This is a genomic window from Streptomyces sp. WAC 06738 (genome assembly GCF_003945505.1).
Taxonomy (GTDB): domain Bacteria; phylum Actinomycetota; class Actinomycetes; order Streptomycetales; family Streptomycetaceae; genus Streptomyces.
This window is the reverse complement of sequence record NZ_CP029618.1, coordinates 7,319,730-7,346,535: the sequence shown is the minus strand read 5'-3', so window position 1 is coordinate 7,346,535 and position 26,806 is coordinate 7,319,730. Positions and strand designations below refer to the sequence as shown.

Sequence of the window (26,806 nt, the reverse complement as noted above, 5' to 3'; positions counted from 1 at the left end):
TGGGGTGACGGACGGGGGAATCGGTTCCCGCGCCCGGAGGGGGTCTGTGGTCACACGCCGACGTCGGCCCTGGCGGGGCTCACCGGGTCGCCGGCCGGCCGCTCCGCCGCGGCTTCGAGGCGTCCCGGCCACCAGACGCGGGGGCCGATGTGGAGTGCCAGCGCGGGCACGAGGAGGCTGCGGACCAGGAGGGTGTCCAGGAGGACGCCGACCGCGACCAGCAGGCCCTGCTGGAGCGACGTCACCGTGGGGACCAGCGCCAGCACGCAGAACGTCGCGGCCAGCACGACGCCGGCGGAGGTGATGACCCCGCCGGTGACGGTGAGTCCGGTGAGGACGCCCTCGCGGTGCCCGCGGGCGCGCACCTCCTCGCGCACCCGGGTCATCAGGAAGATCGTGTAGTCGACGCCCAGCGCGACGAGGAAGAGGAAGCCGAAGAGCAGCAGGCCCCGGTCGATGCGCGGGTATCCCAGCGCCTGGAAGAGCAGCGCGGCGGCGCCGACCGCGGCGGCGTACGAGAGCACGACGGACGCCAGCAGCACGAGCGGCGCGACCAGGGCCCGCAGCAGCAGCACGAGCATGACCAGCACCACCCCGAGGATCAGCGGGATGAGCAGCATCTCCTCGTCGGCCTGCGCGTCGGCGGTGTCGAGCAGCACGGCGGTGCGGCCGCCGACGACGGCGTCCGCGGCCTCGCCGCCGGCGTCGCCGAGCGCGTCCCGCATCCGCTCGACCGTGTCCTTGGCGGCCGGGGTGTCCGGGGCGTCGCCGAGGACGGCGGTGACCCGCGTCCAGCCGTCCCGGGATCCGGCGGCCTCGGCGGACTGCACGCCGGAGACGTCCTGCACGGCCCGCAGGGCGTCGTCCGCCCCGCCGTCCGGTACGTACACCTCCGCGGGCGCGGACGAGCCGGCCGGGAAGTGCGCCGCCAGCAACTCCTGGCCCTCGACGGAGTCGACGGTCTTGGTGAACTGCTCCTCCTGGGTCTGGCCGGTCTCCACGGTCATCGTCCCCAGGGCCAGCGCGGCGAGCGCGGCGGCGGCCACCGCCCACACCGCCCGGGGCCGGCGCGAGACGAGTCCCGCGACGCGGGTCCACACGCCGGCCTTGGCGGGCGCGGCGACGGCGCCGGGCTCGTGGCGCGGCACGTAGGGCCAGAACGGCCAGCGGCCGAGGATCACCAGCAGCGCGGGCAGCATCGACGTCATGGCGAGGAAGACCACGACGACGCCGATGGCCACGACCGGGCCGAGGCCCTGGGTGGAGTTCATGCTGCCGAAGACGAGGCAGAGGGTGGCGATGCCGACGGTCGCGGCGGACGCGGCGATGGCGGGCAGACAGCGGCGTACGGCGACGGCCATCGCCTCGTGCCGGTCCTCGTGCCGGTACAGCTCCTCGCGGTAGCGGGCGATGAGCAGCAGCGCGTAGTCCGTGCCGACGCCGACCGAGAGGATCAGCAGGATGTACGCGCTCTGCCCGTTGACCACGAGCCCCGCGTACTCGGCGAGGAGGTAGACGACGCCGCTGGCCACCTGGCTGGCGAGGAAGACGGCGGTGAGCGGGATCAGCCAGAGCACGGGGCTGCGGTAGGTGAGGAGCAGCAGGATCGTGACGACGGCCAGCGCGGCACCGAGCAGCGCCCCGTCCATGCCGGCGTAGATCTCGTCGTAGTCGGCGATGTTGCCGGCCTCGCCGGCGATCCGGACGTCCAGCCCCGCGGCGGCGCCGTCCTCGGCGATCGCCCGGGTCTCGTCCACGCCGTCGGTGAGCACCTTGTTGTCGCTCGGGTGCGTGCGCAGCGGCACCGTCAGGAAGGCCGCCTTGCCGTCCTCCGAGACCGCGGGCGCCGCGACCTCGCCCACGCCGGACTCGCCGGCCAGCGCGGCGCGGTCGGCGTCGATCTCGCCGAGGTCCGCCCGGGTGAGGCCGTCGCCGCGGGCGTAGACCACGACGGCGGAACTGCTGTCCTTGTCCGCGAAGTGCTCCTCGGCCAGCTCCACGGCCTGCGTGGACTGGGCGCTGGAAGGCAGCCAGGTCGCCGGGTCGTTGTCCTGTACGTCGCCCAGCTTGCTCGCCAGCGAGCCGCCCACGCCGACGAGCAGCAGCCAGAGCAGGAGCACGGCCCATTTCGTCCGGCGGCCGGAGACCAGCCCCGCGTACCGGTCCGTGATGCGGGAACGGGTGGTCAGGCCGGCACGTTCGCCGGGTGCCGCTTGGTGGGTTGCCATATAACGCTCGCTCGGGTGTCGAGAGCCGATGCCACGGCTCGGCCGGGGTGGGAAGGAATGGCGGACGCGTCGTCGCCACTCGGGTGCAAGGGGGTCGACCGCGGACGGCTGAGCCGGGCCCGGGCTCGCCGTCCGCCGCGGTCGTGGCAGGGGGGTCGGTGTGCCCCCGCTCCCGCCACGCCTGCTCTTCGGATCGTCACTGCTATGACGCACCGCACCGTGGAGATGTGACAGGTGCGGCGCGCGCCCCGCGGGCGGCGCCGGACGAGGGAGGCAGATGGCGGAGCGCGAGTTGCCAGCGCGGCAGTTCGAGAGGAAGCGGCCGCGCCCCGCGCGCACCCGGGCGGTGCTCCGGGGCGCGGGCGGGATCCGTCAGGCGGGGCCCAGGCACTCGGTGAGGAACGCCAGCGCCCGCAGGTGGTAGGCGCGGGCCGTCCAGCCGAGGCTGATGTTGTGTCCTGCGCCGGGCTGCCGGTCCACCTGGACGCGCGGGCTCGCGGTGAACCGGCCCGCCAGGTCGGCGAGATCCGGCTCCCCGTGCCGCCACCAGCGTTCGTGCTCGGCGAAGGTGAGCCGCACCGGCACCCGGACCCGGGGCGCCAGCCGGGCGAAGAGCCGCGGCCAGCGCGGCAGTCCCGCCGCCTCCCGTCCCGGCATGGGCGTCGTCATGCCGCGGCCCGCGCGGAACGTGCCCGGCGGGTAGAGCCGCAGCGGCCCCCAGTGCCGCAGGGTGTCGCGCCGGGACGGGCCCGCCGCCGGGGTGGTGCCGGGCGGGGCCGCGTACCGGTGGCCGCAGCCGGAGACGTCCAGGCCGAGCAGCCGGTCCCCTGCGCCCGCCGCGGCGGCCAGCGACAGGGCCAGCTTCCCGCCGTACGAGTGCGCCAGCAGGAACGTCCCGGCGCCGGTCGGGTGCCGCTCCGCGAAGTCGGCGAGCCCGGCCCGCAGCAGCCGGGTCTGCCGCGAGAGGCTGACGCCCTCCGGCAGTTGGGCCGCCGAGCGGCCGTAGCCGGGGCGGTCCACGGCCAGCACGGCGAAGCCGAGCGTGGCGCCCAGTTCCAGCAGCGACAGGCCGGGGCGGGCGCGGGCGTCGAAGTACGAGGCCGTCATGCCGCCGCCGTGCAGGGCGACGACCGTCGCCAGGGGCGGCCGGTCCCCGGCCGGCTCGCTGAGCAGAGCCGACAGCCGGGTACCGGCCGCCTCCAAGACGACGGGCCGCGGGTCGGCGGTCACGCGCTCCGGCCGGCGCCGAACCAGCGGCCGAGGGCGGGCGCGGGGTCCTTCTCCGTGTCCCCGACGACCCATGCCACGTAGCCGTCGGGGCGTACGAGCACGGCGTCGGCGCCGGCGAGCAGGTCGTCGCCGTCCTCGGGCGGCTTGGCCACCGCGGTCACCACGTCGACCCGGTCTGCCCACGGCGCCGCGGCGCTCCTGAGGGCGGCGTCGTCGGCGAGGTCCAGCAGCACGCCGCGGCCGCCGCGCAGCAGCCGTACGGTGTCGGTGTCGCCGCCGGCGCCGGTGAGCGGGCGCTTGCCGATCCGGCGGCCGAGCAGCGGATGCACCGGGGCGGCGGAGTCGGGGCTGCCGGCGCCTTCGGTGCCGTCCGCACCGTCCGCCGCCGTGAGGTCGTAGCGGATGTCGAGGTGGCTCACGATGCCCGCCAGATGCCGCTTGACGTCGTCGTAACCGCCGATCAGCTCGGTGAAGAGCTCCCGCAGCGGGTCCGACTGCTCCCCGCCGAGGAACACGATGCCCTGCGCACGGGTGTTCATCAGCAGCCGCCGTCCGACCGCGTGCCGCTCCGTGTGGTAGCTGTCGAGCAGCCCGGCGGGGGCGGTGCCGCGGATCTCCGCGGCCAGCTTCCAGCCGAGGTTCGCCGCGTCCTGCACGCCGGTGCTCAGGCCCTGACCGCCGGCCGGCAGGTGGATGTGGGCGGCGTCGCCCGCGAGCAGCACCCGGCCCCTGCGGTACTCGCGGACCTGCCGGGTGGCGTCGCTGAACGAGCTGACCCAGTCGGCGCTGCCGCCGCTGATGTCCTCGCCGGTGATGTGCTGCCAGGCGCGCGCCACCTCGGCGAAGGTCACGTCGTCGTCGCGGTCGCGGGCGGGCGCGCCGTGCGGGCAGACGATGATGCGGTCCACGCCCTCGCGGAGCGGTGCCGCCATCACCATGCCGTTGGGCAGCCGCTCGCCGAGGAAGCGGGGCTTGAGGTTGCAGCCGAGCACGTCGGCCAGGAACATCGTGCGGGTCGCGGGCAGTCCGGGGAAGTCGAAGCCGGCGAGCCTGCGGGTGCGGCTCTGGCCGCCGTCGCAGCCGACGAGGTACGCGGCCCGCAGCCGCTCCACGCCGCCGGCCGTGGCGACGGCCACCTCCACGTGGTCGCCGTCGAGGAACCCGTCGGCGATCTCCACCAGTTCGGCGCCGCGGCGGATGTCCGCGCCCAGCTCCGCGGCCCACTCCTCCAGCACCGCCTCGGTCTGGTTCTGCGGGATGCCGCGGGCGCCGAAGTGGCCGTCCGGGAGCACCGTGTAGTCGAACTGCACGCCGCCGAAGTGCCCCATCGGGCTGATCTCCAGCGTCTCGCCCTGCCCGAAGCGGGGCAGCAGCCCGCGCTGGTCGAACGTCTCCATCGCGCGCGCGGTGAAGCCGAGTCCGCGCGACTGTCCCGTCGGCCGCGCGAGGCGCTCCAGCACCACCACGCGGGCCCCGCCGAGCCGCAGCTCTCCCGCCAGCATCAGCCCGGTCGGGCCGGCGCCGACGACGATCACATCTGTATCCACGTCGTCCCTCTCGTGTCCGTCAGGCCGGCCCGTGGTGCACGGGGGCCGGGGTGTGGGTGCGTTCCGTCCGCCGGGCCGCGCCGGGCGCGGTGGCCGCGGTGGCCCGGCCGTGCGGTTCGCCGGGTGCGCCGAACCACCGCCGGAGCGCCTCCGCCAGCCCGTCGCCGCGCCGGTCGCCGGCCCAGGCCACGTAGCCGTCGGGGCGTACGAGCAGGGCGCCGGTGCCGTCGAGTGGCCCGGCCGTGCCGTCCGCCTGCCGGGGCTCCGGTTCCGCGGTGACCACGTCGACGCGGTCCGCCCAGCCGTCCGCGCCGGCCGGCGGCGCGCCGCCGAGACCGAGCAGCAGGCCGCGGCCGGAGCGCAGCAGCTCCGCCGTCGTCCGCGGGGCGCCGGCCACCGGGAGCCGGGCGTGCGGCAGCCGCGCGCCGAGCAGGGGGTGCGGGGGGCCGCCGACGTCGTAGCGGATGCCGAGTCCGCTGACGGCGCCGGCGAGGGTGGTGCGTACCGCCTCGTGGCCGATGAGTTCGGTGAGCACGGTGCGCAGCGGGTCGTTGTCGTGCCCGCCCAGCAGGAGCAGCGCCTGCGCGCGGATGTTGCCGAGCACCGCGCGGCCGACCGCGTGCCGTTCGGTGTGGTACGAGTCGAGCAGCCCCTCCGGGGCCCGGCCGAGGACCGTGGCCGCCAGCTTCCAGCCCAGGTTGAAGGCGTCCTGCACGCCGAGGTTCAGCGCCTGGCCGCCGATGGGCAGTTGCTGGTGGGCGGCGTCCCCCGCGTAGAGGATGCGGCCCTGCCGGTACGAGGCGAGCTGGCGGTTGGCGTCGTGGAAGCTGTTGACCCACAGCGGGGTGCCGCCGCTGATGTCCTCGCCCGTCACCCGCTGCCAGGTGGCGCAGAATCCGGCGAAGTCCGGCTCCCCCGAGGCGCGTACGGGCGCGCCGAACTCGTGCACCATCACGCGGGTCACGCCGTCCTCGCGGCGGGCGGCGATCGCGAGCCCGCGGGGCAGCCGCTCGAACCTGCGGTCCGGCACGTCGATGCCCGCCACGTCGGCGCGGAGCAGCTCGCGGGCGGCGCCGTGGCCCGGGAACGGGGCCGAGGTCAGCCTGCGTACCGTCGAGTCCTGGCCGTCGCAGGCGACGAGGTACGCGGCGCGCAGCCGCACCACCTCGCCGTCCCTGCCGACGGCCTCGGCCTCGACGGAGTCGCCCTCCTGCGTGACGCCCAGCACCCGCAGCCGGGTGCCGCAGTGGATGTCGGCGCCCAGCGACAGCGCCCACTCCTCCAGCACCGACTCCGTCTTGGCCTGCGGCACCTTCCACTGTCCCGGGTACGCGCCGGGCAGCGTCAGGTCGAGGGGGATACCGCCGAAGTGGCCGCGGGTCGCGTTCGGCGGCCTGCCGACATCGGGGAGGAGCCCGCGGGAGTCGAAGATCTCCATGGTCCTCGCGTGCAGGGTGGAGGCCCGCGACTCCGTCGTCGGCCCGTGCCGCTGCTCGACGACCACCACGCGGACGCCGCGCAGGCTGAGTTCGCCCGCCAGCATCAGCCCCACGGGCCCCGCCCCCACGATGATCACCTGGGCGTCGAGCCGGGTGGTCCGTGAGGAACCCCCGGCCGGTGCGCCCGGGACGCCGTCCTGCGCGCTCATCTCAGGCCATCCGCTCCGCGTAGTCCTTGGCGTGCGCCAGGGTGGCGCTGCTGTTGGCGCTGAGCGCGCCCTGGACGTACGCGCGGGCGTCCGCCACGGTGGCCTGCTCGCCCAGGATGCGGGCGATGTTCTCGGTGTTGATCGTGACGGTGTGCTGGGAGGTGGCGGTGACGGCGCCCCCGTCGCCGTCCTCCTCGAAGGTCCAGATCCCCGTGTGCAGGGTCATCAGCGCGGGCAGCGTCACCTGCTTGTAGGCGATCCGGTGCGGCGCGAAGGCCACCCGGTAGGACTTGGTGGTGTGCGTCGAGCCGTCCTTCGCCCGGGTGTCCATCTCCAGGGACTGCAGCCCCGGGGTGTCCTCGCTGAAGCGCACGGTCGCCACGTGCGGCAGCCGCTCGGGCCACTGGCCGGCCTCGTTGATGAAGTCGAAGGCGTCCTTGGCGGTGCCCTCGATCCGTACCCCGTCGGAGAAGGAGAAGGTCAGCTCGGACCGGTCGGCGGCGTGCGCCCGCTCGACGTTCTCCTTCAGCGAGGCCAGCTCGCTGGTGCTGTTGGTGTCCACGGCCCGGTCGATCCAGGCCAGGTCGTCCGGGTCGTCGCCGATCGCCCGGTAGTCGTGCAGCAGCCGCACCCGCGACCCGCCCGCGCCGAGCTCCTCGATGATCCAGGTGCCGCCCATCTCGGCGACCGGCGGGGTGCTGACCTCCTGGCGGAACCGGATGCGGCGTTCCGCCGGGTACAGGAAGCGGCGCGACGTCCAGTTCTTGGCCGCGCCGTTGGCGGTGGCCCAGATCCTGATGCGCTCCTCGTCCGGCCCCGTCTCCTCCCGGTCGGCGTAGATCGTCGGCGGGAAGATCCGCGGCCAGTGGCCGACGTCGGCCAGCAGGGTGTAGATGGTGTCGGCGGGAGCACTGATCTCGATCGTGTGCTCGACCTCGCGAGTTGTCATGACGGCTGCTCCTTGCCGGGTCAGAAGTTGCCGAGGCCGCCGCAGACGTTCAGCGCCTGGGAGGTGACGGAAGCGGCGGTGTCGGAGGCGAGGTAGCCGACCATGCCGGCGACCTCGTCGGGGGTGCTGTAGCGGCCGAGCGGGATCTTCGCCTGGAACTTGGCGAGGATCGCGGCCTCGGTCGTCTCGTACGCGGCGGCGTAGCCCTGCCGCACCCGCTGCGCCATCGGCGTCTCGACATAGCCGGGGCAGACGGCGTTCACGGTGATGCCGGTGGGCGCCAGCTCGTTGCCGAGCGCCTTGGTGAAGCCGACGACGCCGTGCTTGGAGGCCGAGTAGGGGGCGCCGAGCACGACGCCCTGCTTGCCCGCGGTCGAGGCGATGTTGATGATGCGGCCGCTGTCGCGGTTCCGCATCCCGCCGAGGGTGAGCACGGCACGGGTCATGCGGAAGACGCTGTTGAGGTTGGTGTCGATGACGTCGTCCCACAGTTCGTCGGCGATGTCGGCGGTGACGCCGCCGCCGGACCTGCCGGCGTTGTTGACGAGGACGGCGACGTCGCCGAAGGTCTCGACGGCGGCCCGGACGAAGCTCTCGATCGAGTCGGTGTCGCGGACGTCGAGCACCTGGCCCTCGACGTCGTACCCCTTGTCCTTCAGGGACTTCACGGTGGCGACGACGCCGTCCTCGGTGCGGGCGCCGAGGAACACCTGGTAGCCCTGCGAGGCGAGCAGCGTGGCGACGGACAGGCCGATGCCGCTGGTCGCGCCGGTGACGAGGGCGACGCGTGCCGGCTGGTGTGTCATGGCTTCTTCCTCACTGTTCGCTCAGGCGGTGGTGGCGCGGGCCGCGGCCAGATGGCCGTTGACGAGGTCGATCAGGGTGCGGGGGGTCAGGTCGTCCGCCAGCGCGTCGTCGTCGAGGGAGATCCCGTACTCGCGCTCGATCTGGCCCGCGGTCTCCAGCAGCGCCAGCGACTCGTAGCCCAGGACCTCGAAGGTGGCGTCGAGGATGTCGCCGTCCAGGTCCGTGGACTCGTCGGCGCCCGCGGCCTGGAGCAGGACCCGCTTGAGGTCGTCGAGGGTGAAGGGTTTGTCGGTCATCGGTATCCGTCCGTCCGTCTCAGCCGGTGGTGGTCGGGTGGGCGCGCAGCACCATGGCGGCGTTGAAGCCGCCGTGGCCGCGGGCCAGTACGAGCGCGTGCCGCAGCGCCGCGGCCGGCCTGGCCTGGTGCAGCACGAGATCCAGGTCGTACTCGGGGCAGGGGTCGACGTGCACGGTGGGCGGGATGACGCCGTCGCGCATGGCCAGCAGTGCGGCCGCGACGTCCAGCGACGCGGCGCCGGAGTAGAGCCGGCCGGTCATCGACTTGGGTACGGTGACCGGCACCGCGCGCGGCCCGAAGACCTCGCACAGCGTCTCGGCCTCGGCCGCGTCCTCCTCGGGCACGCCCGCGCCGTCGGCGAAGACGACGTCGACGTCGCCGGTGTCGAGACCGGCGTCGGCGAGGGCGATCTCGATCGACCGGCGCAGCGCCCCCCGGTGTGCGTGCCCGGGGCCGGCCTCGGGGCCCGGTTCCAGGGTGGCGCCGTAGCCGGCGATCTCCCCGTAGCTCCGGGCGCCGCGGGCGCGGGCGGCGGCCGCGTCCTCCAGGACGAGGATCGCGCCGCCCTCCCCCGGCACGTAGCCGGTGGCGTCGCGGTCGAACGGCACGTACGCGCGCGTCGGTTCGTCGCGTTCGCTCATCCGCCCGGCGGCCAACTGCGCCACCCAGCCCCACGGGCACAGCGAGGCGTCGACGGCGCCGGAGACCACCAGGGGCGTGCCCTTGCGGATCTGCCTGCGGGCCTGCGCCAGCGCGTCGAGTCCGCCGGCCTCGTCGGTGACGACGACGCCGCTCGGCCCCTTCAGGCCGTGCCGGATGGAGATCTGGCCGCTGTTGACCGCGTAGAACCAGGCGAAGGACTGGTACGCGGACACGTACTGGCTGCCCTTGGACCACAGGCTCTGCAGCTCGTACTGGCCGAACTCGAAGCCGCCCGCGTGGCTCGCGGTGATCACGCCCATGTCCAGCGGGTCGAACTCCCCGGTGTCGACGCCCGCGTCGGCCAGCGCCCAGTCGGCCGCCGTCAGCGCGAGCCGCGTGACGCGGTCCGTCTGCGGCAGCAGCCTGCTGGGCAGGTGGTCGGCGTCGACGAAGCCGGGGATCTCCCCCGCAAGGCGCGCCGGATAGCCGGACGGGTCGAACCGGGTGATGCGGCCGATGCCGCTCTTGCCGCCGCGGGTGGCCGCCCAGTAGTCGGCGGTGCCCAGGCCGTTGGGCGCGGCGATGCCCAGGCCGGTGACCGCGACCGCGGTCATAGGGGGCTCCTCTCCGGGGAAGCGAGCACCATGGCGCTCTGGAAGCCGCCGAAACCGCTGCCGACGGTGAGCACGGTGTCCACCCGGTGCTCGCGGGCGGTCAGGGGCACGTAGTCGAGGTCGCACTCGGGGTCGGGGGTGTGCAGGTTGGCGGTGGGCGGCACGACGTCGTGCTGCATCGCCAGGGCGGACGCGGCGATCTCGATGGAGCCGATGGCGCCGAGCGAGTGCCCCACCATCGACTTGATCGAGCTGACCGGCGTCCGGTAGGCGTGGTCGCCGAGGCTCTTCTTGAACGCCTCGGTCTCGTGGCGGTCGTTCTGCTTGGTGCCCGAGCCGTGCGCGTTGATGTAGTCGACGTCCTCGGGGTTGAGCCTGGCCTCGTCGATCGCGAGCCGGATCGCCTCGGCCATCTCGGCGCCGTCGCGGCGCAGTCCGGTCATGTGGTAGGCGTTCGAGCGGGTCGCGTAGCCGGCGATCTCGGCGTAGATGCGCGCGCCCCGCTTCTTCGCGCTCTCCAGCTCCTCCAGGACGAAGAAGGCGCTGCCCTCGCCGAGGACGAAGCCGTTGCGGGTGCCGTCGAAGGGCCGGGAGGCGCGCTCCGGCTCGTCGTGGCGGGGTGTGGTGGCCTTGATCGCGTCGAAGCAGGCCATGGTGATCGGCGAGATCGGCGCGTCGGAGGCCCCCGCCACCATGATGTCCACGGAGCCCTCGCGCAGCAGGTCGACGCCGTAGCCGACGGCGTCGATGCCGGAGGTGCAGCCGGTGGACACCACGGCGGTGGGCCCCTGGCCGCCGACCGCCCAGGCCACCTCGGTCGCGAAGGAGCTGGGGACCAGGTGGTTGTAGAGGTGCGGGACGGCGTAGCGGTGGTCGACGAGGTCCAGCCGGCCCCCGTCGCTGACGACCCGGTACTCGCTGTCGAGGCTCATCGTGGCCCCGACGGCGCTGCCGACCGTCACCCCGACCCGGAACGGGTCGAGCCCCGCCGGGTCGAGGCCGCTGTCGGCGACCGCGTTGCGCGCGGCGACCACCGCGAGCTGGGCCGCGCGGTCCATGCGGCGTACCTCCTGCGGGCTCAGCCCGTGGTCGAGCCCGCAGAAGTCGATCTGCGCCGCGACGCGGGACCGGAACGGGGCGGGGTCGAAGAACGTGATGCCCCGGGTCGCCGTACGGCCCTCGCTGATCTCCTCCCAGAACTCCTCCCGGCCGACACCGCCGGGCGCTATCACCTCCATCCCGGTGATCACGACGCGACGCTGGGTCATGCGCCCGCCTCCCAGGCGTAGAAGCGTGTGGCCATGGCGTCGCGCGGCGAGCGCCAGGTCACGGGGTCGTACGGCTCGATGTACGGCTTCAGGTCGTCGCTGATGCGCACGAAGCGGGGGTCGTCCTTGGCCCCCTCGATGCGCTCTTCGCCCTCGCCGGACGCGAAGTCCTGGAGGTGGAAGTAGAGCCCGTGGAAGCTGAAGAGCTGCCGGCGCGTGGTGCCCATGCGCCCGGGCATGTCGGTCCCGTCGAACCGCTCGAACAGCCGGGCCACGTCGGCGGCCGAGTCCGGCGCCATCCGGGCCACGATCAGGGTGCTGCGGTGCATGGCTCTCTCTCCTCGTGCTGCTCGCGGGCGGTCACTCACCGGCTTTGCGGCTGTGCACCACGCGGTAGGAGTTCCAGTCCCGCTCGGTGGCCAGCGACTTGAGCGTCGCCTCCGAGTTGCGGCGGGTCTCCGACATGTCGGCCTCCGGCCGGGTGCGGTAGGCGTCGTGCGCCTCCTTGCTCTCCCACTGGGAGTAGACGACCGCGAAGGCGCCCTCCATGAAGCGGGCGCGCAGGCCGCGAAAGACCGTGTGGGAGCGGTAACCCGGCACGTCCACCAACCACTTCTGGCCCTCGCCCAGCGCCTCGACGAGCCGCGCCTGGTTCTCCTCGGTGGTCTTGAAGACCTCGATGACGGTGAAGTCGTCGCGATCGGGGGACACCTCGGTGACGCTTCCCTGGGAGGGGTGGCGCTGGGTGTAGACGATCTCGTTCTGGAGCAGCCGGATGGAGGTGGTGATCTCGCCGAAGACGGGCAGCGTGCGGTGCTTGAACTCCTCGCCCGCGTACCGCGCCTCCAGGTCCTCGCCGCTGCGCCACTGGATGAAGTTGGCGGTGCCGGGGCTCTCCTGGCCGGCGTGCACGGTGGAGGAGAGCCAGCCCTCGAAGGCGGCGGTGTCGACGATCTTCCGCATCTCCGTGATGAGCCGGTCCTGGTTCTCGGGCTTGTCGGTGGTGAAGAGGTTGAGGACGGTCAGGTGCTTGTCCTCGGGGGAGAGAATGGGCATGCCTGTCTCCTTGAGTCGGTGGAGAAGTGGGTTTCCGTAGGGTGCCGGGGGTCAGGCCGCGGGGCCGAACCAGCGCGTGAGGGCCTCGTCGAGTCCCGCCGCGCTCTCCCGGATCCCGGCGATCCAGGCGATGTAGCCGTCGGGGCGCACGAGGATCGCGGTGCTCTCCGGCAGCCCTTCGCCGGGCTCCGCGGCCACCACGTCGACCCGGTCGCCCCAGCCGCCGGCCGCCGCCCGGAGCCGCGGGCCGCCGGAGAGGTCGAGGAGCACGCCGCGGCCGGTCCGCAGCAGTTCGTACACCGTGGTCTTCGAGCCGTCCCTGACCAGCTCGGCGTCCGCCAGCCGGCGGCCGAGCAGGGGGTGGTCTCCGGGACCCATGTCGTGCCTGATGTCCAGGCCCGTGACCATGCCGACCAGGTGCCGCTGCACCTCGTCGTGCCGGGTCAGCTCGGCGAACACGTCGCGCAGCGGCGTGACTTCGTCGTCGCCGAGGTAGAGGATGCGCTGCGCGAGGGTGTTGGCGAGGATGCGCGCGCCGACCGGGTGGCGCTCCGTGTGGTACGTGTCGAGCAGCGCGTCGGAGGCCCGGTCCTTGAGTACCAGGGCGAGCTTCCAGCCCAGGTTGACCGCGTCCTGGACGCCCGCGCTCATGCCCTGCGCGCCGATCGGCAGGTGGATGTGGGCGGCGTCGCCGGCGACGAAGACCCGGCCGCGCCGGTACTCGGCGGCCTGCCGGCTCACGTCGGTGGTGGAGCTGACCCAGTGCGGGGTGGCGCCGGAGATGTCCTCGCCGGCCAGCCGCCCGAACGCCTCGGTGACCTCCGCGAAGGTGATCGGCTCGGTGCTCGTGCGCAGCGGCTCGCGGCGGTCGTAGTAGATGATGCGGCAGCGGTCGGGGCCGAGCGGCAGCACCATCACCATGCCACCGGGCACGGCCTCGCCGCTGAACCGGGGCCGCAGTCGCACCCCGGAGATGTCGGCGAACCGCAGCTCGATGGCGGGGTCCGTACCGGGGAAGTCGATGCCCGCGGCGGTGCGCACGACGCTGCGCGCGCCGTCGCAGCCGATGACGTACCGCGCCCGCAGGCTGCCGCCGTCCGCGAGGGTGAGGGTGACCCCCTCCGCGTCCTGCGCCAGGCCGGTCGCCTCGACGCCGCGGCGGACCTCGACGCCGCGTTCGCCGATCCAGCCCGCCAGCATGGCCTCCGTGCGCGACTGCGGAATTCCGCGGGCGCCGTAGGAACCGCCGGCGAGCACGCGGTAATCGAGGGGTACGCCGCCGAAGTGCCCGACGGGAATGACGTCCACGTCGCCGAGGCGGCTGAGCAGACCGCGCTGCGCGAATTCCTCTATCGTACGGGCGGAGAAGCCGAGCGCGCGGGACTGCCGCATGGGCTCGGTGAGCTTCTCCAGCACCGCGACCGATATTCCGTGCAGGCTCAGTTCGCCCGCGAGCATGAGTCCGGTGGGCCCGGCTCCCACGATGATCACATCTGCGTCATGATTATCCATCGTCGCCCAACTGTCGTCGTTCCCACTGGTGTCGGGACGAGTATGGGCAGGCGGCCGGTGAGCGGTAAAGACGAATCAGTACAGAACTCTGACAGGGAATTACAGAAGAACGTCAAGAATGTCAGAGGAAGCACATCCGCGCTTGGCCTGATATGGCTCCCTGCAGCATCCTCGTGCCATGACTTCCACCGAATCACCTGCCGTTCTCGAATTTCTCGACGCCACCGCCGTGGCCGGACTCGTGGATGCCTATCTGATCGGTCTCGACACCGCGGAACTGGACGACGACTGGGCCCGCGGGCTTTTCACGGAGGACGCGGCCGTGGTGTTCCCGATGAGCCGGCACGAGGGCATCAGGGGGATGGCGGAATGGCACCGCGCGTCGCTCGCCGCGTTCGCGCGCACCCAGCATCTCCACTCGCCCGTGGTGACCGACGTCCGCGGGAACGTGGCGAAACTGCGCGCGAACCTCGTCTCCACCCACGTGCACCACCCGGGCGGCGACCGGCCGCCGCTCTTCGTCACCGGCACCGGGGTGAGCGGCGAGGCCCGGCGCACGGACGACGGCCGGTGGCGGCTCACCCTGCTGGAGTTCACCGTCATCTGGCTGGAGGGGACGCCGCCCGGGAGCTGACCTCCCGGGGGCGGAAACGAGGGGCCCTGCCGGGGGCGGGATTCGTCGGGCAGGGCCTAGCAGTTGAGGCTCATCACCCGCTCGACCCGCAGCTCCACGACCACCCGTCCGGGCGGGTTCGGCGGCGCCGACCAGTAGCGCTCGGCGTAGCGGCGCACGCCCTCCTCGACCCGGGCGGGGTGGTCCGAGACCTCCGCGGGGCCCTCCAGGGTCACCCACCGGAAGCCGTCGACCTGGCACAGCGCGGTCGCCGCCCCCGGACTGGCCAGCAGGTTGCGGGCCTTGCGCGCCGTCCGCACCGTCAGCACCCGGACGAGGCCCGTGCCGGGGTCCCAGGTGAAGCGGACCGGCGCGAGGTGCGGGGACCCGTCCTGCCTGAGGGTGGTGAGCACGGCGGCGTGCGGCGCGGTCAGGAAGGCGGCGACCCCCGGCGTGACCCCGGGCAGGGCCGCGGGGACGGCCTCGGTTCCTTCCGGGCCGCGCGCCGCCTCGGGGCGGTGGGACAGCGTCATCGTCAGTCGATCCCCCGTACCACGTTCGGTTCCGTCGGATCGTCGTCGTCGCAGCCCGGCAGCCTGAGCATCGGGGCGGGCTGCGGCATGTCGGTCGGACGGATCACGGAGTCCTCTTCGTCCATAGTCCCCTCCTCGGAGTCCGTCGGCGGTCGCGCCGTCACAGCAGCTTCACGCGCAGCGCTAAGGGCTGGATGGAGAGGCGCCGGAAGACCGGCTCGACGCACCGTGGAACCGGGCTCGGGCACCGGCGCGGGGGCGGCGGTGCCGACGCCGGGCAGGGCCGCGCAGCGGCGGCCCAGGGCCCGTACCTCGTCGGCGAAGGGACCGGTGAGCCGGGCCGACGCCGCCGCGCGCTGCCCCCCCGGTGCCCGTCCGCCCACACCGCCGCCGCGCCGCGGGTCCAGCCGAGCCCGAAGTGCCGCCGCCCCTGGGGGCGGAGCACGGCGGCGAGCCCGTCGAGCCCGTCGAGGCGGCCGCCGAGGGCGCGCGGCACCAGCTCCGCGGCCCGCTCCACCCCGCCGGGGCCGGGAGTTCGCCGGGCTCGTCCGCCCGCGGCAGCGCGGCGCGCCCGTGCGGGTTGCGCGGCTTCCGCGGATCGCCGAGCGGCGCCTCCAGCCGGGCCGCGCGGTCCGCCGCCGGGCCGGCCGGCGGGGACGGGGCGGACGAGCTGTCGGTCACCGAGGCCGGACCGCGCTCTCCGCGTGCCTCTTCGCCAGGTTCATCGCGGCGACGCTGCTGCGCCCCAGCCGTTCCCTGACGCGCTGCCTGACGGCCGCGAGTCCGGTCCGGGTGCCGTCGAGGGAGCGGGCGACGTCCTCCTGGAGCACCACCTTGTGGTGGGAGACGATCCGTACGCCGTGGATCTCCGGCTCGATCGACCACTCGCCGGTGTGCGCGGCCATCAGCGACGGCATCGCGGTGTCCTTGTAGACGATCCGCCCCGCGTGCGGGAAGCCGAGGCGCACCGACTGCGAGCGGCGCATCCTGCCGTCGGGCGCCCGGATGTCCATGGCCATCGTCTGGACGCCGGGCCGGCGCTCCCGCAACCGCACCCGGGAGATGTGCGGGACCCGCCGCGGCCAGTGCGCCGCACGGTAGAAGAAGTCGTAGACGCGCTCCACGGGGCCGTTGACGTGGACGGAGTCCTCGCAGGTGAGCACGAGGTCGTCGAGGCGGGTCCAGCGGGCGGCGAGCGACTTGAGCCGCGCCAGCTCGACCCTGCTGGTGTCGTCCATCGCCCGCACCACCCAGGCGATGTCGTCGGCCGCGTCCCCGGCGACGAAGAAGTGGTGCCGCAGCGCGACCCGGGCCCGCCCGGAGCCCAGCGGCTCGACGCTCCAGCTTCCGACGACCGCGCTGACCGGCTCCGCCTGCAACTCCAGCCGGAACTCGACCCGTCTGCGTACGGCGTCGAGGGAGCGGACGAGGTGCCACGACCTGATCTCGCCCGCGGCGCTCACCCACATCCGCAGCCGCTGCACGCCGCCGTCGAAGGCGAGTTGCTCCACGTGGATGTGGTGCGGGAAGAAGATCGGCCATCGTCCCGCGTCGGCGATGAGCCCGTAGACCACCCCCGCGGGAGACGCCACTTCCATCCGCCGGCAGGTGCGGTGCACACCGCTCGTCGGCATGTGGTGCCCCTTTCCTCTGCCGGCGACCGGCTCTCGCCCGGCTCGGGTTCCGCTCGCGTCGTCGGCCCAGCCTGCGGCGCGGCGCTTGAGGCGGCTTCGAAGGGCCCTCGACCCGGCTCACCGAAGGTGTACGTGCCGGAGACGGGTACGTACGGACGGGTAGGTGCGTATGACGGGCCCGGCCGACGAGGGAAGGAAGGGATGAGCGCCGCCATGCGATCGTTCGTGCGAGCCCTCGGGAAGTGCGTGACGCGGGAGCTGTACCGCTGCCTGATGGCCTTCGGCATGTACTACACGGGCGCGATCCGGGAACCCGGGACGGCCCCGGAGCAGCGGCCCGCGGAGCCGGAGAGGCCACCGGCGGGGCCACCGGCGGGCCATCCGGAACGGCTCTGCCCCGGCATGGCCCTCACCCCGCTGGAGCAGGCCATCGAGCAGGAGCTGAACCGGCGGCCCTAGCGGCAGCGGCGGGTGGGGGGTCTCGGAGGCCCCGGTGGCCGGGCGGCTCGCCGGGCGGTGCGCCTCACGGCGGCACCGGCGCGGCGCGGCTCGTACGGGCCGGGGCGGCGGGTGACTTCGGAAGGCGTCCGGACGCCGGAGGGCGTACGGACGTCAGACTGCGTAACGGACGTCAGACGGCGTACAGGTCGAAGGTGGACGTCCGGCGGGGACCCGCGGCGACGTCGAGCTGCGGGTCGACGGAGAGCATGGCGTGGTGCAGACGCTGGAGCTGGGGCGACGGCTCGACCCCCAGGTCCTCGATCAGCCGGCGGCGCAGCCGCCGGTAGATCTCCAGCGCGGAGGCCTGGCGGCCGGATCGGTAGAGGGCCACCATCGCCTGGGAGTGCAGCCCCTCGTGCTGCGGGTAGCGGGCGACCAGATCGGTGAGTTCGGCGATCAGCTCGATATGCCGGCCGAGCCGCAGGTCGGCGTCGATGCACCGCTCCCGGGTCACCAGCCGGCTCTCCTCCAGCCGGGTCACCTCGATCTCCAGGACGGGGCCCACCCGGATGTCGACGAGCGCGGAGCCGTCCCACAGGTCGAGGCCGCGCCGGAAGAGCTCGGCCGCCTTCCGGTCGTCCCCGTGCTCCTCGACGGCCCGCTGACCGGCCGCCACGAGGCGTTCGTACTCGTAGACGTCGACCCGTTCAGGCGGGATCTGCAGGACGTAACCCCCGTACCGCGTGGCGAGGATGTCCTTCGCCGTGCCCGGGGCGTCGGGGCCCATGGCGGTGCCGAGGCGTCTGCGGAGCTGGAGGATGTAGGTCTGCAGTGTCGTCATCGCGCTCGCCGGCAGTTTCGTACCCCAGATCTCCTCCATGAGTGTCGATACCGGAACAACCCGCCCCGGATAAAGGGCGAGCAGTGCCAAGATCTGACGAGGCTTGCTGGCCGTGGGTACCACGGACGTCCCGTTGACCTCGGCGTTCAGCGGACCCAAAACCTTCATACGCACGGTTTCCTCCGTACCTCACCCGGCCGCCGCCGTTTCCGGACGGGCAGCCGGCCGTTGATGTCGATTTTGTCGCATCGTGGGACTCCGACGCTCTTCCGCCCGAGCCATGGCAGGAAGCACGGTAACAACCATCCCGCCTTCCCCCCATTGCCCCTGGATCGCTCTTCAAGCGGCTCTCCAATTCCGTTGGCCCGGAACTCAGGAATCACCACCTCCACAGACTTGAGCCTCATTACACAACGCCCTGGAAGCCGCTCGAGCAGACAAGCCGCAGCCTTCTCGGGGCCCTAAGATCCTCGTGGGGATAAACACCGCGAAGAACTCGATCAGTTCTGCCACCAGAGCTTTTTCGCAGGGAGCACTCGTTCCGGTTCGAGCCCAAGGGGCAAGGAGTAAAAGCGATGGAGTTTCGCATCCTGGGCTCCGTGGAGGTCCACGACGAGCGCACCGGTCTGCGCATCGTGCCGAGCGGAGCCAAGCAGCGCGCGCTGCTCGGTGCGCTCATCACCAAGGCGAACCGGACGGTGGGGGCCCGCCGGCTCATCGACGAGCTGTGGGCCCAGACCCCGCCCGCCAACAAGGCCAACGCCCTCCAGGCCCACATCCGCCGGCTGCGCCGGCTCCTCCCCCCTTCCCGCCCCGACGAGCCGCAGCAGGAGTGGATCACCACGTGCGCGGCGGGCTACGCGCTGCGCCTCGGCGGGGCGGCGACGGACGCGGGCCGCTTCCGGCGGGCCGCGCTGGAGGGTCGCTCACTCCTGGACCGCGATCCCGAACGGGCCGCCCGGCTGCTGCGGCGGGCGCTGGCGCTCTGGCGGGGCCCCGTCCTGGAGGGGGCACCGCTCGACATGTGCGCCGGCGAGGTCGCGCAGTTGGAGGAGGCGCGACTCGTCGCGCTCGAGGCGCTGTACGAGGCGTGCCTGCGGACCCGGCGGCACCACGAGATCACCGGCGAGCTGACCGAGCTGACCGTCCACCACCCGCTGCGGGAACGCTTCTACGACCTGCTGATGGTGGCGCTCTACCGCTGCGGCCGGCAGGCCGACGCGCTGAGCGTGTACGACAGGGCACGCGCCCGGCTCGCCCAGGAGCTGGGCATCGAGCCGGGGCCCGCGCTCCGCGGCCGCCTCAGCGCGGTGCTCGACCACGATCCGGCGCTCGATCCGCCGGACTGCGCCGGGCACTCGGGGCGGCTCGCCGTCCCGATGGGGCCCCTCCTCGACGCGCGGGAGCCCGGTGTGCGCACGGACGCCGCGGCGCCGCCGGACGGCGGTGACCGCGCCCTGCACGGTGAGATCGCCCGCCTGCGGCGTCACATCGACCGGCTCACCCGCGACCATCAGGCGCTGCTCCAGCGCTTCGACCAGCTCGCCGCCCGCCCCGCCGGCAGCCGTTGACCGACGGCCGCCCGCCGCGCCCCCCATGCGCGACGAGCGGCACGCGGACCCCATCGGTCATCCGTGCCGGGCCGGCGCCACCGGCTGCCTGACCATCCCGCGCCCCGGGGACTGCGTCCCGCGCGAGGTGAGGATGGCCCGCTGCAGCCGCTGCAGTTGGGGCGAGGGCTCCAGGCCCAGCTCCTCCACGAGGGTGGTGCGCAGCCGCTGGTAGGCGTTGAGCGCCTCGCCGCGCCGCCCGCAGCGGTGCAGCGCCAGCATGAACTGCCGGTGCAGGCTCTCGTGCGTGCGGTGCTGGTTGACCAGCAGCGTCAGCTCCGAGAGGACCTCCCGGTGCCGGCCGAGGCGCAGATCGACCTCCATCCGCCGGTCGAGCGCGCACAGCCGCGCCTCCTCCAGGCGGTTGATCTCCATCCGGATGTACGGGCCCGGCTGGACGTCCGCGAGGGCGGGCGCCGTCCACAGCGAGAGCGCGCTGCGCAGCAGCCGCGCGGCGGCGTGGAAGTCCTCCGCGTCGAAGGCGCGGTAGCCGGCGAGCACCCGGCGGTCGAACTCGCGGAAGTCGACGCTTCCGCCGCCGGTCTCCAGCCGGTACCCGCCCGGCAGGGTGACCAGGACGTCCTTGGCGGCCGCGCGGTCGCCTCCGCCCAGCTCCAGCGCCTCCCCGATGAGTTCGCGAAGCTGGAGGACGTACGTCTGCATGGTGGTGCGGGCGCTCCGCGGCGGGTTCTCGCCCCAGAGCTCATCGATCAGGACCGGTATCGGCACCATCCGGTCTGCGCGCAGCGCCAGCATGGCGAGCAGCTTCCTCGGTTTGGGTGCCGTCGGGAGAACGATTTTCCCCCGTATGTGCACTGCTAACGGACCAAGCACTTCGATGTTCATCGCTCCCCCATTTGTGCAGCGGACCACGCTTGACGTGCCCCGTGTCCACTGCTGCCCCTGATCACAGTGTGCACCGTGACGCGAATCACTCGATTAAAGATACGGAGCGGTCTGTTTGTCAATGCATCACCGTGTCGACAAAACTGTCACCCTTGGTGAAAGCTGCGTTGAGCTGCGGCGCCCGGAGAAGGCGCCGCTCTTTGGTGACATGTGATGTTCCGCACTACATGGGCGGGTTGCCGTGCTTACGTGCGGGGAGGTTCGCGTGCTTCGTACGCAACATCGCGAATGAGCGGATCAGTACCCGGCGGGTGTCCACGGGGTCGATGACGTCGTCCACGAGGCCGCGTTCGGCCGCGTAGTAGGGGTGCATCAGCTCCGCCTTGTACTGCTTGACCATGTCGGTGCGCTTGGCGTCGGGGTCGTCCGCGGCCGCGATGTCACGCCGGAAGATCACGTTCGCCGCGCCCTCCGCACCCATCACCGCGATCTCGTTGGTCGGCCAGGCATACGTCAGATCCGCACCGATGGACTGACTGTCCATCACGATGTACGCCCCGCCGTACGCCTTCCGCAACACCACCGAGATCCGCGGCACCGTGGCATTGCAGTACGCATACAGCAGCTTCGCCCCATGCCGGATGATCCCGCCATGCTCCTGATCCACCCCCGGCAGGAAGCCCGGGACGTCGAGCAGGGTGACGATCGGAATATTGAAAGCATCGCACATCTGGACAAAGCGGGCACCCTTCTCGCTCGCCTCGATGTCCAGAACCCCCGCGAGGGACTGCGGCTGGTTGGCCACGATCCCCACCACCTGACCGTCCAGCCGGGTGAGCGCACAGATCAGATTCGTCGCCCAGCGCTCATGCACCTCAAGGTACTCACCGTCATCGACGAGCTCCTCGATCACCCTGCGCATGTCATACGGGCGGTTACCGTCCGCCGGCACCAGATCCAGCAGCACGGCCCCGGACCTGTCCGCGGGGTCCTCGGCGGTGACCGCCGGAGGGTTCTCGCGGTTGTTCTGCGGCAGCATCGACAGCAGATACCGCACCTCCTCCAGGCACGTCACCTCGTCGTCATACGCGAAGTGACACACCCCCGAGGTCTCCGCATGCACATCCGCACCACCCAGACCGTTCTGCGTGATCTCCTCGCCGGTGACCGCCTTGACCACGTCCGGGCCGGTGATGAACATCTGCGACGTCTCACGCACCATGAACACGAAATCCGTCAGCGCCGGACTGTAGGCCGCACCACCCGCACACGGACCGAGCATCACCGAGATCTGCGGAATCACCCCCGACGCACGGGTATTGCGCTGAAAGATCCCCCCGTAACCGGCGAGCGCCGAGACACCCTCCTGAATACGCGCACCCGCACCGTCGTTCAGCGACACCAGCGGCGCACCCGCCGCGATCGCCTTGTCCATGATCTTGTGGATCTTCTCCGCATGCGCCTCACCCAGCGCGCCGCCGAAGATCCTGAAATCATGCGCATAGACGAACACCGTCCGCCCGTGCACCGTCCCCCAACCCGTGATGACGCCATCGGTATACGGCCGCTTCGCCTCCAGCCCGAACCCCGAAGCACGATGCCGCCGCAACGGCTCCACCTCACTGAACGACCCCTCGTCCAGCAGCAGATCGATCCGCTCCCGCGCAGTCAGCTTCCCCTTCGCCCTCTGCGCGGCGGTCGCCCGCTCACTCGGCCCCGCCTGAGCCTGGGCACGGATCCGGCGGTACTGCTGCATCCGTTCGCAGGCGACTCCGGTCTCGGTGCGGAGTCGCGCCGGCACCGGTTCCTGGACGGTCGTCATCAGATGTCCCCTCACTGCCAACTGTGCGGAGCGCGATAGGCGGCGGCGCGCTCCCACCGGCGCCAGCCGGCCGCGGAGTGCGGCATGAACTCGCCGGAGAGCCCGGCCCCGGTGCGCAGTCTCGACAGCAGGGCGACCGTGAGCGCGGCGAGTTCCGCCGCGTCCGCCGAGCCCCGCTCGACCTTCACCGCGTCCCGGTCACGCATGGGCCACCTCCTCGAGGTCCTCCCGCCACGTTCGGTGCCGCCGGTGCAGCACGGGTGGGCTCCGGCTCGACGCCGCCTCGTACGCCCCGGGTCTCCAACAGGACGCGAGCGCCGGTCCAGCGGACCGACGCACCGCCGCCGCGCCGCCGGGCGCTCACGCGCCGGCGGCGAGGCTGCCGCCCGGCTCCCCGGCGTCCCCGCGTCCCCGGAGCCGCTGCACGGCCCCGGTGTCGCCCGCCGCCTCCCGCGCGGCCAGCTCCGCGTAGCGGCGGTCCATCTCGGCGACGACCTCCCCCGCCCGCTCGGCACGGTAGTCGAGCTTCCCGAGGACGTCCGGGACGGCGATGAACGGCAGCAGATGGGCGAAGAGCAGCGACACCTTCTCCTCCAGGTCGTCGCCGTTCGACAGCGTGGCCGAATAGACCTGCACTCCGGTCCAGCAGGCGGAGACGACCCAGGCGGTTTCGGCAGGTGTGATGTGAGGAAGCAATTCGCCTTCCTCCTTGGCCTGTTCCAGGAGGCGGCGCGTTTCCGCCAGCCACGCGGGGATCACGCCGCCGCCGAACAGCCGCTGCATCTCCTGACCGAGGGAGAGCCAGGCGCGCGCGCTGATGACCGGATCCCGGCGTACGCGATAGGCGAGCGCCAGGCCCGTATCGATGACTTCCTGGGTGCGGTACTCCCTGGCCGGTGTGTCTATGTCGTTCAACTGCTCGGCCAGCACGCCCTCGGCGAGCGCACGCTTGGACGGAAAGTGAAAGTACAGGGCGCCTTTCGTGACACCGGCCCTGGCCAATATCTCGCTGACGGTCGCCGCTTCGTACCCACGCTCTCCGAAGACGGACGCAGCCGCAGTGAGGATCTGAGCCCGGGTGCGGATCGCTCGCTCCTGGCGCGCCACGAGGACCTCCTGGGGGGGTCGTTGCCCCGGACAGGTCCGGGACCGGGGACGACGCCGCCGGAACCGGGGATTCGCGCCCACGCCCCCAGAACGCACATCCACGATTGCCGCGAGCCCGCCGCCCGTTGCGGGAAGAGTTCCGATCATCCCACACGGACCGGTCACAAACGTGGCCGCTCGCCGTCGACTGCCCGGGACCGGCCCGTGCGCCGGTCGCGCGGGCGGCACCGCGCGCCGCACTCCCCCCGGTCGGGACGGAGCAAAGTGCGGGCAAATTCCTGCCCAAATTCGGGGCCGTAATCGCTTGCTCATGTCATGTACCGCACCGGTCCACTCGGGCGGCGCCATTGCGGGCGTATTCAAGCGACGGGCGCCGCCCTCCGGCCGGGCCGGCCTGCGGCGCACCAATTCGCCCGCACCGATTCCGCAAGTCGCCGCCTTGCGCACGGCTCATGGCGGGCCGGACCCGAATGCTTTCCGGGCCGGGCCCGCCTCAGGCGGCGCCCGCCCGCGTCACAGCAGCCGGCGGATCTCGCCCCGGACCCGGTAGAAACCGCCGGCCGCCGCGTGCAGGGCGTCCACGACGTAGCGCGCGCCGGGCTCCCGTATCGCGCGCGGGAACTGGACGTTCCAGGACGGGTGGTAGCCCTCGGACACCACGTGCACCCGCACGCGGCCGCCGTCCCGCACGCACTCCACGACGACGGCACCGGCGGGGGCGTGGGCGACGGTGTCCACGGCGGCCACCGCGGTGGCCGGTGCGTACGTGGGCAGCGCCGCGTCGAGCTTGACGTCCCGGGCCGTCGGGACCGTGCCCTGCTCCGCCGCGGAGACGGCCGCCTCGCTCGCGTCCACGCACACCAGCGAGCCGTCCGTGGTCACCAGGTACAGCCGTTCGTCGCGGTACTGCATCGACAGCGCGGAGCCGCCGCCGGTGCCGAGCTTCCAGAGCCGGGCGCCGTCCCGGTCGAAGCAGTAGACGGAGGACTGCGAGTCCCCCGCGAAGACGAACCGCCCGCCGGGCGAGGTGGCGCACGAGTACACCGCGCTGTCGCACGGGTACGTGGCCTCGATCGTGCCGGCGGTCTTCGACAGCCGCTGCACGACATGGTGCGCGGTGCCCGCGTACACCGCTTCGTCCTCCTGCCAGCCGAAGAGGACGCCGCCCCGGGTGGGCGTGTGCCACAACTCGCCGCTGCCGTCGGGCGCGTAGGCGGTGACCCCCTGGTGGTGGCCATGGTAGACCGCCCGCTCGTCGGCGCGGACCAGCCAGGCGTGCTGCCCGCGGCTGCGGCGGGCCCACTGGTGCTCGTCCTCGTGGTCGATGACGGTGAGCAGTCCCGCGCGGTCCGAGACGTTCAGCACGCCCTCGTGGATGTCGAGCCAGAAGATGTCGACGTCCGCCGCGATGTCGTACGCGGCGAACGGCAGCTTCGACGACAGGTCGTACACCCGGCCGTCGTCGCACCCCGCGTAGATCCAGAAGTCGTCGGCGACCAGGCACTTCACGCCGTCCGGCAGCCCGAACCTCGCGAGGACCCCGCCGTCGTGGTCCAGGGTGTAGACGTCTCCGGCCTGGTTGCCCACCCAGCAGCGCTCGTCGTCGACATGGATGCCGAACGCCGAGGAGCCCGTGCGGAACCGCCACAGCACCGGGGCCACCGCGCGCGCGGTGGACGGCGCCGAGGCCACGGAACGCCGGGTCACCGCACGCGGGGCCCGCTGCCCCTGCACCGCGGGCGCGTACCCCTTCCGTACCTTCTCCCCCACCTTCTTCGCGGCGGCCGCCTTCGCCTTCCCCTCCGTGGCGAAGGTCGTCCGCTGCGTCTGCCCGGCGGCCCCTATCCGCCCGTAACGCACGGTCACGGTCGGCCCGTCGACGCGCACCTCGTAGAACTTGTGCGCCCCGCCGCCGTCTTGCGACAGCTCCAGATACGTCGTCGACACCCCAGAACCGGCAGCCATGGCAGTCCCCTCCGCGAGCTGGGCCCGCCCCGTTCCGGCGGGCCCACCACTGCGCATATTAGGAGGGGCCACTGACATCGCCGGAGCCGCCGGAAGGAGGGAGATGACGGGCCGTCAGTCACGTTCCGACCCCCGGCAGAGGCCGAGTCCGCCCGCGGGTCACCAGCCTCGGAAGTCGTAGCCTTCGGCGGGCCGGCCGTGGCGGTCGTACGTGCGCAGCTCGCTGGGTTCGACCCCGCCTCCCGGGCCGGCCGCCGTGAACCAGTGGCCCGGCGAGCCCGCCGCCTCGACCAGCTTCAGGTCCGACACGGTGCCGTTCCTCCACACGACCTCGGCCCGGTCGACCCCCTCCGGCACGTGGCCGTAGATCAGCCTGACCGACGTCGCCCCCGCGTCGGGGCCCTCGTTGCCGTTGCCGTCGAGGAGGGTGCCGTCGACGCTGATCTCGTCGTCGCGGCCGGTGAGCACCTCTCCCTCCGCGGCCGGGCCGCGCGGGTTGCCGTTCTCCGAGAGGTAGAGGAAGTACCAGGACTTCCCCGGCCGGTAGGGCAGCTCGTCCTCGCCCTTGACCGGCGGGTAGTTGGCGCCGTTCTCGACCTCGAACGGCAACAACGTGTCGCTCTCGTACATCGCCTGGACCTGGTCCCAGACCTCGTCCTCGTCGGCCGCGGCCGCCCAGACGTCGACCTCCACCCGGAAGTCGTAGCCGTCCGCCGAGCCCTCGCCCAGTACCGCGTTGGACGGCTGCGTCACCCCGGCCTGGCCGGGGGACGAACTTCCCGGCGGGACGACGATGGCCGTCGGCTCCCGCATCCCGCCGGACTCGGGCAGCACTCCCAGCCCGACGGCGAGGAGGCCCCCCGTGGCCACGGTGGTGGCGCCCAGCGCCAGCCTTCTGCCGGTACGCCGGCGGCGCGCCGCACGCAGCACCGCGGCGGCCGGAACCGGGGTGACGACCACCTGATCCGCCGCGGCCGCGAGCCGCTCCGGCAGAGCTGTGTCGATGCCCTCTTCGTGCACGTCCCTCACCTCTCTCGGCCGCCTGCGCGCTCGCGGGTGCCGCCCGTCCGCCCTCTGGGGACGAGCGAGACCCGCAGCTTGGCGAGGCCCTTGGCGGTCTGGCTCTTGATCGTTCCCGTCGAGCACCCCATGGCCGCCGCCGCCTCTTCCACGCTCAGGTCCTCCCAGTAGCGCAGCACCACGGCCTGCCGCTGCCGGGGCGGCAGCGCGAGCAGTGCCGGCAGCAGCGCCAGGCGGTCGTCCGCCTGGGCGATACGGTCCGGCCCGGCCGGAGGCGCTCCTCCCGCGCTGCCGCCGCTGTGCCCGCTCGGCAGCTCGGCACGCCGGCCGGAACGGAACCGCCGCGCATGGGCGTTGAAGAGGATCCTGCGCACGTACGCGTCCGGATCCTCGGCGCGCGTCACCCGCCGCCAGGCGACGTACGCGCGCTCCAGCGCGGTCTGCGCGAGGTCTTCCGCGGCGTGCTGCTCCCCGGTGAGCAGGTACGCCGTACGCAGCAGCCGCGGCCACCGGCTCGCCATGAAACTCTGGAAATCGGTGTCCCGCTCACTCTGCTCGGCAGTCATGGGCACTCC

26 protein-coding genes are annotated in these 26,806 nt (G+C 72.8%); 3 read left to right on the top strand and 23 right to left on the bottom strand.

Annotated features, from left to right (window positions below; translation table 11 throughout):
- Window positions 1–50: 50 nt before the first annotated feature.
- The 12 genes from DMB38_RS31950 to DMB38_RS31895 form a co-directional block, all read right to left on the bottom strand.
- Window positions 51–2,228, bottom strand: a complete 2,178-nt coding sequence (locus DMB38_RS31950; protein WP_125938078.1) for an MMPL family transporter — start codon at window positions 2,226–2,228, stop codon at window positions 51–53.
- A 372-nt stretch (window positions 2,229–2,600) separates the two neighbouring features.
- Window positions 2,601–3,458: an alpha/beta fold hydrolase gene (locus tag DMB38_RS31945; protein WP_240662575.1), complete on the bottom strand. Its 858-nt coding sequence runs from the start codon at window positions 3,456–3,458 to the stop codon at window positions 2,601–2,603.
- Window positions 3,455–5,005: an FAD-dependent monooxygenase gene (locus DMB38_RS31940; protein ID WP_125938076.1), complete on the bottom strand. Its 1,551-nt coding sequence runs from the start codon at window positions 5,003–5,005 to the stop codon at window positions 3,455–3,457. The genes DMB38_RS31945 and DMB38_RS31940 overlap by 4 nt, the downstream gene beginning before the upstream one ends.
- Before the next feature lie 19 nt (window positions 5,006–5,024).
- Entirely contained in the window at window positions 5,025–6,653 is a 1,629-nt protein-coding gene (locus tag DMB38_RS31935; protein WP_125938075.1) for an FAD-dependent monooxygenase, read from the bottom strand.
- Window position 6,654: 1 nt separating this feature from the next.
- Window positions 6,655–7,602 (bottom strand): aromatase/cyclase, encoded by a 948-nt coding sequence (locus DMB38_RS31930; RefSeq protein WP_125938074.1) that lies wholly within the window; start codon window positions 7,600–7,602, stop codon window positions 6,655–6,657.
- Between the two features lie 20 nt (window positions 7,603–7,622).
- A complete protein-coding gene (gene fabG, locus DMB38_RS31925) occupies window positions 7,623–8,408 on the bottom strand; it encodes a 3-oxoacyl-ACP reductase FabG (protein ID WP_125938073.1) in 786 nt (261 codons plus the stop codon).
- A 21-nt stretch (window positions 8,409–8,429) separates the two neighbouring features.
- Window positions 8,430–8,705 (bottom strand): phosphopantetheine-binding protein, encoded by a 276-nt coding sequence (locus tag DMB38_RS31920; RefSeq protein WP_101420559.1) that lies wholly within the window; start codon window positions 8,703–8,705, stop codon window positions 8,430–8,432.
- A 19-nt stretch (window positions 8,706–8,724) separates the two neighbouring features.
- Window positions 8,725–9,963: a ketosynthase chain-length factor gene (locus DMB38_RS31915; protein WP_125938072.1), complete on the bottom strand. Its 1,239-nt coding sequence runs from the start codon at window positions 9,961–9,963 to the stop codon at window positions 8,725–8,727.
- Complete coding sequence (locus DMB38_RS31910; RefSeq protein WP_125938071.1) at window positions 9,960–11,231, bottom strand: beta-ketoacyl-[acyl-carrier-protein] synthase family protein; 1,272 nt, start codon at window positions 11,229–11,231, stop codon at window positions 9,960–9,962. The genes DMB38_RS31915 and DMB38_RS31910 overlap by 4 nt, the downstream gene beginning before the upstream one ends.
- Window positions 11,228–11,560 (bottom strand): TcmI family type II polyketide cyclase, encoded by a 333-nt coding sequence (locus tag DMB38_RS31905; protein WP_047019018.1) that lies wholly within the window; start codon window positions 11,558–11,560, stop codon window positions 11,228–11,230. The genes DMB38_RS31910 and DMB38_RS31905 overlap by 4 nt, the downstream gene beginning before the upstream one ends.
- Window positions 11,561–11,591: 31 nt before the next feature.
- Window positions 11,592–12,287: an antibiotic biosynthesis monooxygenase family protein gene (locus DMB38_RS31900; RefSeq protein WP_125938070.1), complete on the bottom strand. Its 696-nt coding sequence runs from the start codon at window positions 12,285–12,287 to the stop codon at window positions 11,592–11,594.
- A gap of 51 nt (window positions 12,288–12,338) precedes the next feature.
- A complete protein-coding gene (locus DMB38_RS31895) occupies window positions 12,339–13,799 on the bottom strand; it encodes an FAD-dependent monooxygenase (protein WP_125938069.1) in 1,461 nt (486 codons plus the stop codon).
- Window positions 13,800–13,977: 178 nt separating this feature from the next.
- Here DMB38_RS31895 and DMB38_RS31890 point away from each other — a divergent pair, with 178 nt between their 5' ends.
- Window positions 13,978–14,433 (top strand): nuclear transport factor 2 family protein, encoded by a 456-nt coding sequence (locus DMB38_RS31890; RefSeq protein WP_125938068.1) that lies wholly within the window; start codon window positions 13,978–13,980, stop codon window positions 14,431–14,433.
- A gap of 56 nt (window positions 14,434–14,489) precedes the next feature.
- Here DMB38_RS31890 and DMB38_RS31885 read toward each other — a convergent pair whose 3' ends face one another.
- From DMB38_RS31885 to DMB38_RS31880, 3 genes are all read right to left on the bottom strand, one after another.
- On the bottom strand, window positions 14,490–14,945 hold the full coding sequence (locus tag DMB38_RS31885; RefSeq protein WP_125938067.1) for a TIGR03618 family F420-dependent PPOX class oxidoreductase: 456 nt from the start codon (window positions 14,943–14,945) through the stop codon (window positions 14,490–14,492).
- A 2-nt stretch (window positions 14,946–14,947) separates the two neighbouring features.
- Window positions 14,948–15,070 (bottom strand): hypothetical protein, encoded by a 123-nt coding sequence (locus DMB38_RS37575; protein WP_276314981.1) that lies wholly within the window; start codon window positions 15,068–15,070, stop codon window positions 14,948–14,950.
- 552 nt (window positions 15,071–15,622) lie between these two features.
- On the bottom strand, window positions 15,623–16,579 hold the full coding sequence (locus DMB38_RS31880; RefSeq protein ID WP_125938066.1) for an aromatase/cyclase: 957 nt from the start codon (window positions 16,577–16,579) through the stop codon (window positions 15,623–15,625).
- Window positions 16,580–16,792: 213 nt separating this feature from the next.
- Between DMB38_RS31880 and DMB38_RS31875 the strand changes: the two genes are divergently transcribed.
- Entirely contained in the window at window positions 16,793–17,038 is a 246-nt protein-coding gene (locus tag DMB38_RS31875) for a DUF6059 family protein (protein WP_125938065.1), read from the top strand.
- 172 nt (window positions 17,039–17,210) lie between these two features.
- On the opposite strand, the gene DMB38_RS31870 is transcribed toward DMB38_RS31875, so the two are convergent.
- On the bottom strand, window positions 17,211–18,035 hold the full coding sequence (locus tag DMB38_RS31870) for an AfsR/SARP family transcriptional regulator (RefSeq protein ID WP_125938064.1): 825 nt from the start codon (window positions 18,033–18,035) through the stop codon (window positions 17,211–17,213).
- Window positions 18,036–18,436: 401 nt separating this feature from the next.
- On the opposite strand from DMB38_RS31870, the gene DMB38_RS31865 reads away from it, so the two are divergent.
- Complete coding sequence (locus tag DMB38_RS31865) at window positions 18,437–19,432, top strand: AfsR/SARP family transcriptional regulator (protein ID WP_125938063.1); 996 nt, start codon at window positions 18,437–18,439, stop codon at window positions 19,430–19,432.
- A gap of 57 nt (window positions 19,433–19,489) precedes the next feature.
- Here the strand turns inward: DMB38_RS31865 and DMB38_RS31860 are convergent, their stop codons facing one another.
- From DMB38_RS31860 to DMB38_RS31830, 7 genes are all read right to left on the bottom strand, one after another.
- Window positions 19,490–20,317 carry an AfsR/SARP family transcriptional regulator gene (locus DMB38_RS31860; protein ID WP_125938062.1) on the bottom strand — a complete coding sequence of 276 codons (828 nt, stop codon included), beginning with the start codon at window positions 20,315–20,317 and terminating at the stop codon, window positions 19,490–19,492.
- 223 nt (window positions 20,318–20,540) lie between these two features.
- Window positions 20,541–22,073 carry an acyl-CoA carboxylase subunit beta gene (locus tag DMB38_RS31855; RefSeq protein ID WP_240662792.1) on the bottom strand — a complete coding sequence of 511 codons (1,533 nt, stop codon included), beginning with the start codon at window positions 22,071–22,073 and terminating at the stop codon, window positions 20,541–20,543.
- 77 nt (window positions 22,074–22,150) lie between these two features.
- Window positions 22,151–22,345 carry an acyl-CoA carboxylase subunit epsilon gene (locus DMB38_RS31850; RefSeq protein WP_125938060.1) on the bottom strand — a complete coding sequence of 65 codons (195 nt, stop codon included), beginning with the start codon at window positions 22,343–22,345 and terminating at the stop codon, window positions 22,151–22,153.
- A gap of 154 nt (window positions 22,346–22,499) precedes the next feature.
- Window positions 22,500–23,246, bottom strand: coding sequence for a ScbR family autoregulator-binding transcription factor (locus tag DMB38_RS31845; RefSeq protein ID WP_125938059.1), 747 nt, complete (start codon window positions 23,244–23,246; stop codon window positions 22,500–22,502).
- A gap of 513 nt (window positions 23,247–23,759) precedes the next feature.
- Window positions 23,760–25,211 (bottom strand): WGR domain-containing protein, encoded by a 1,452-nt coding sequence (locus tag DMB38_RS31840; RefSeq protein ID WP_125938058.1) that lies wholly within the window; start codon window positions 25,209–25,211, stop codon window positions 23,760–23,762.
- Window positions 25,212–25,370: 159 nt separating this feature from the next.
- Complete coding sequence (locus DMB38_RS31835) at window positions 25,371–26,231, bottom strand: hypothetical protein (protein ID WP_240662574.1); 861 nt, start codon at window positions 26,229–26,231, stop codon at window positions 25,371–25,373.
- Window positions 26,232–26,236: 5 nt separating this feature from the next.
- Window positions 26,237–26,797 carry a SigE family RNA polymerase sigma factor gene (locus tag DMB38_RS31830; protein WP_125938056.1) on the bottom strand — a complete coding sequence of 187 codons (561 nt, stop codon included), beginning with the start codon at window positions 26,795–26,797 and terminating at the stop codon, window positions 26,237–26,239.
- Window positions 26,798–26,806: the final 9 nt, after the last annotated feature.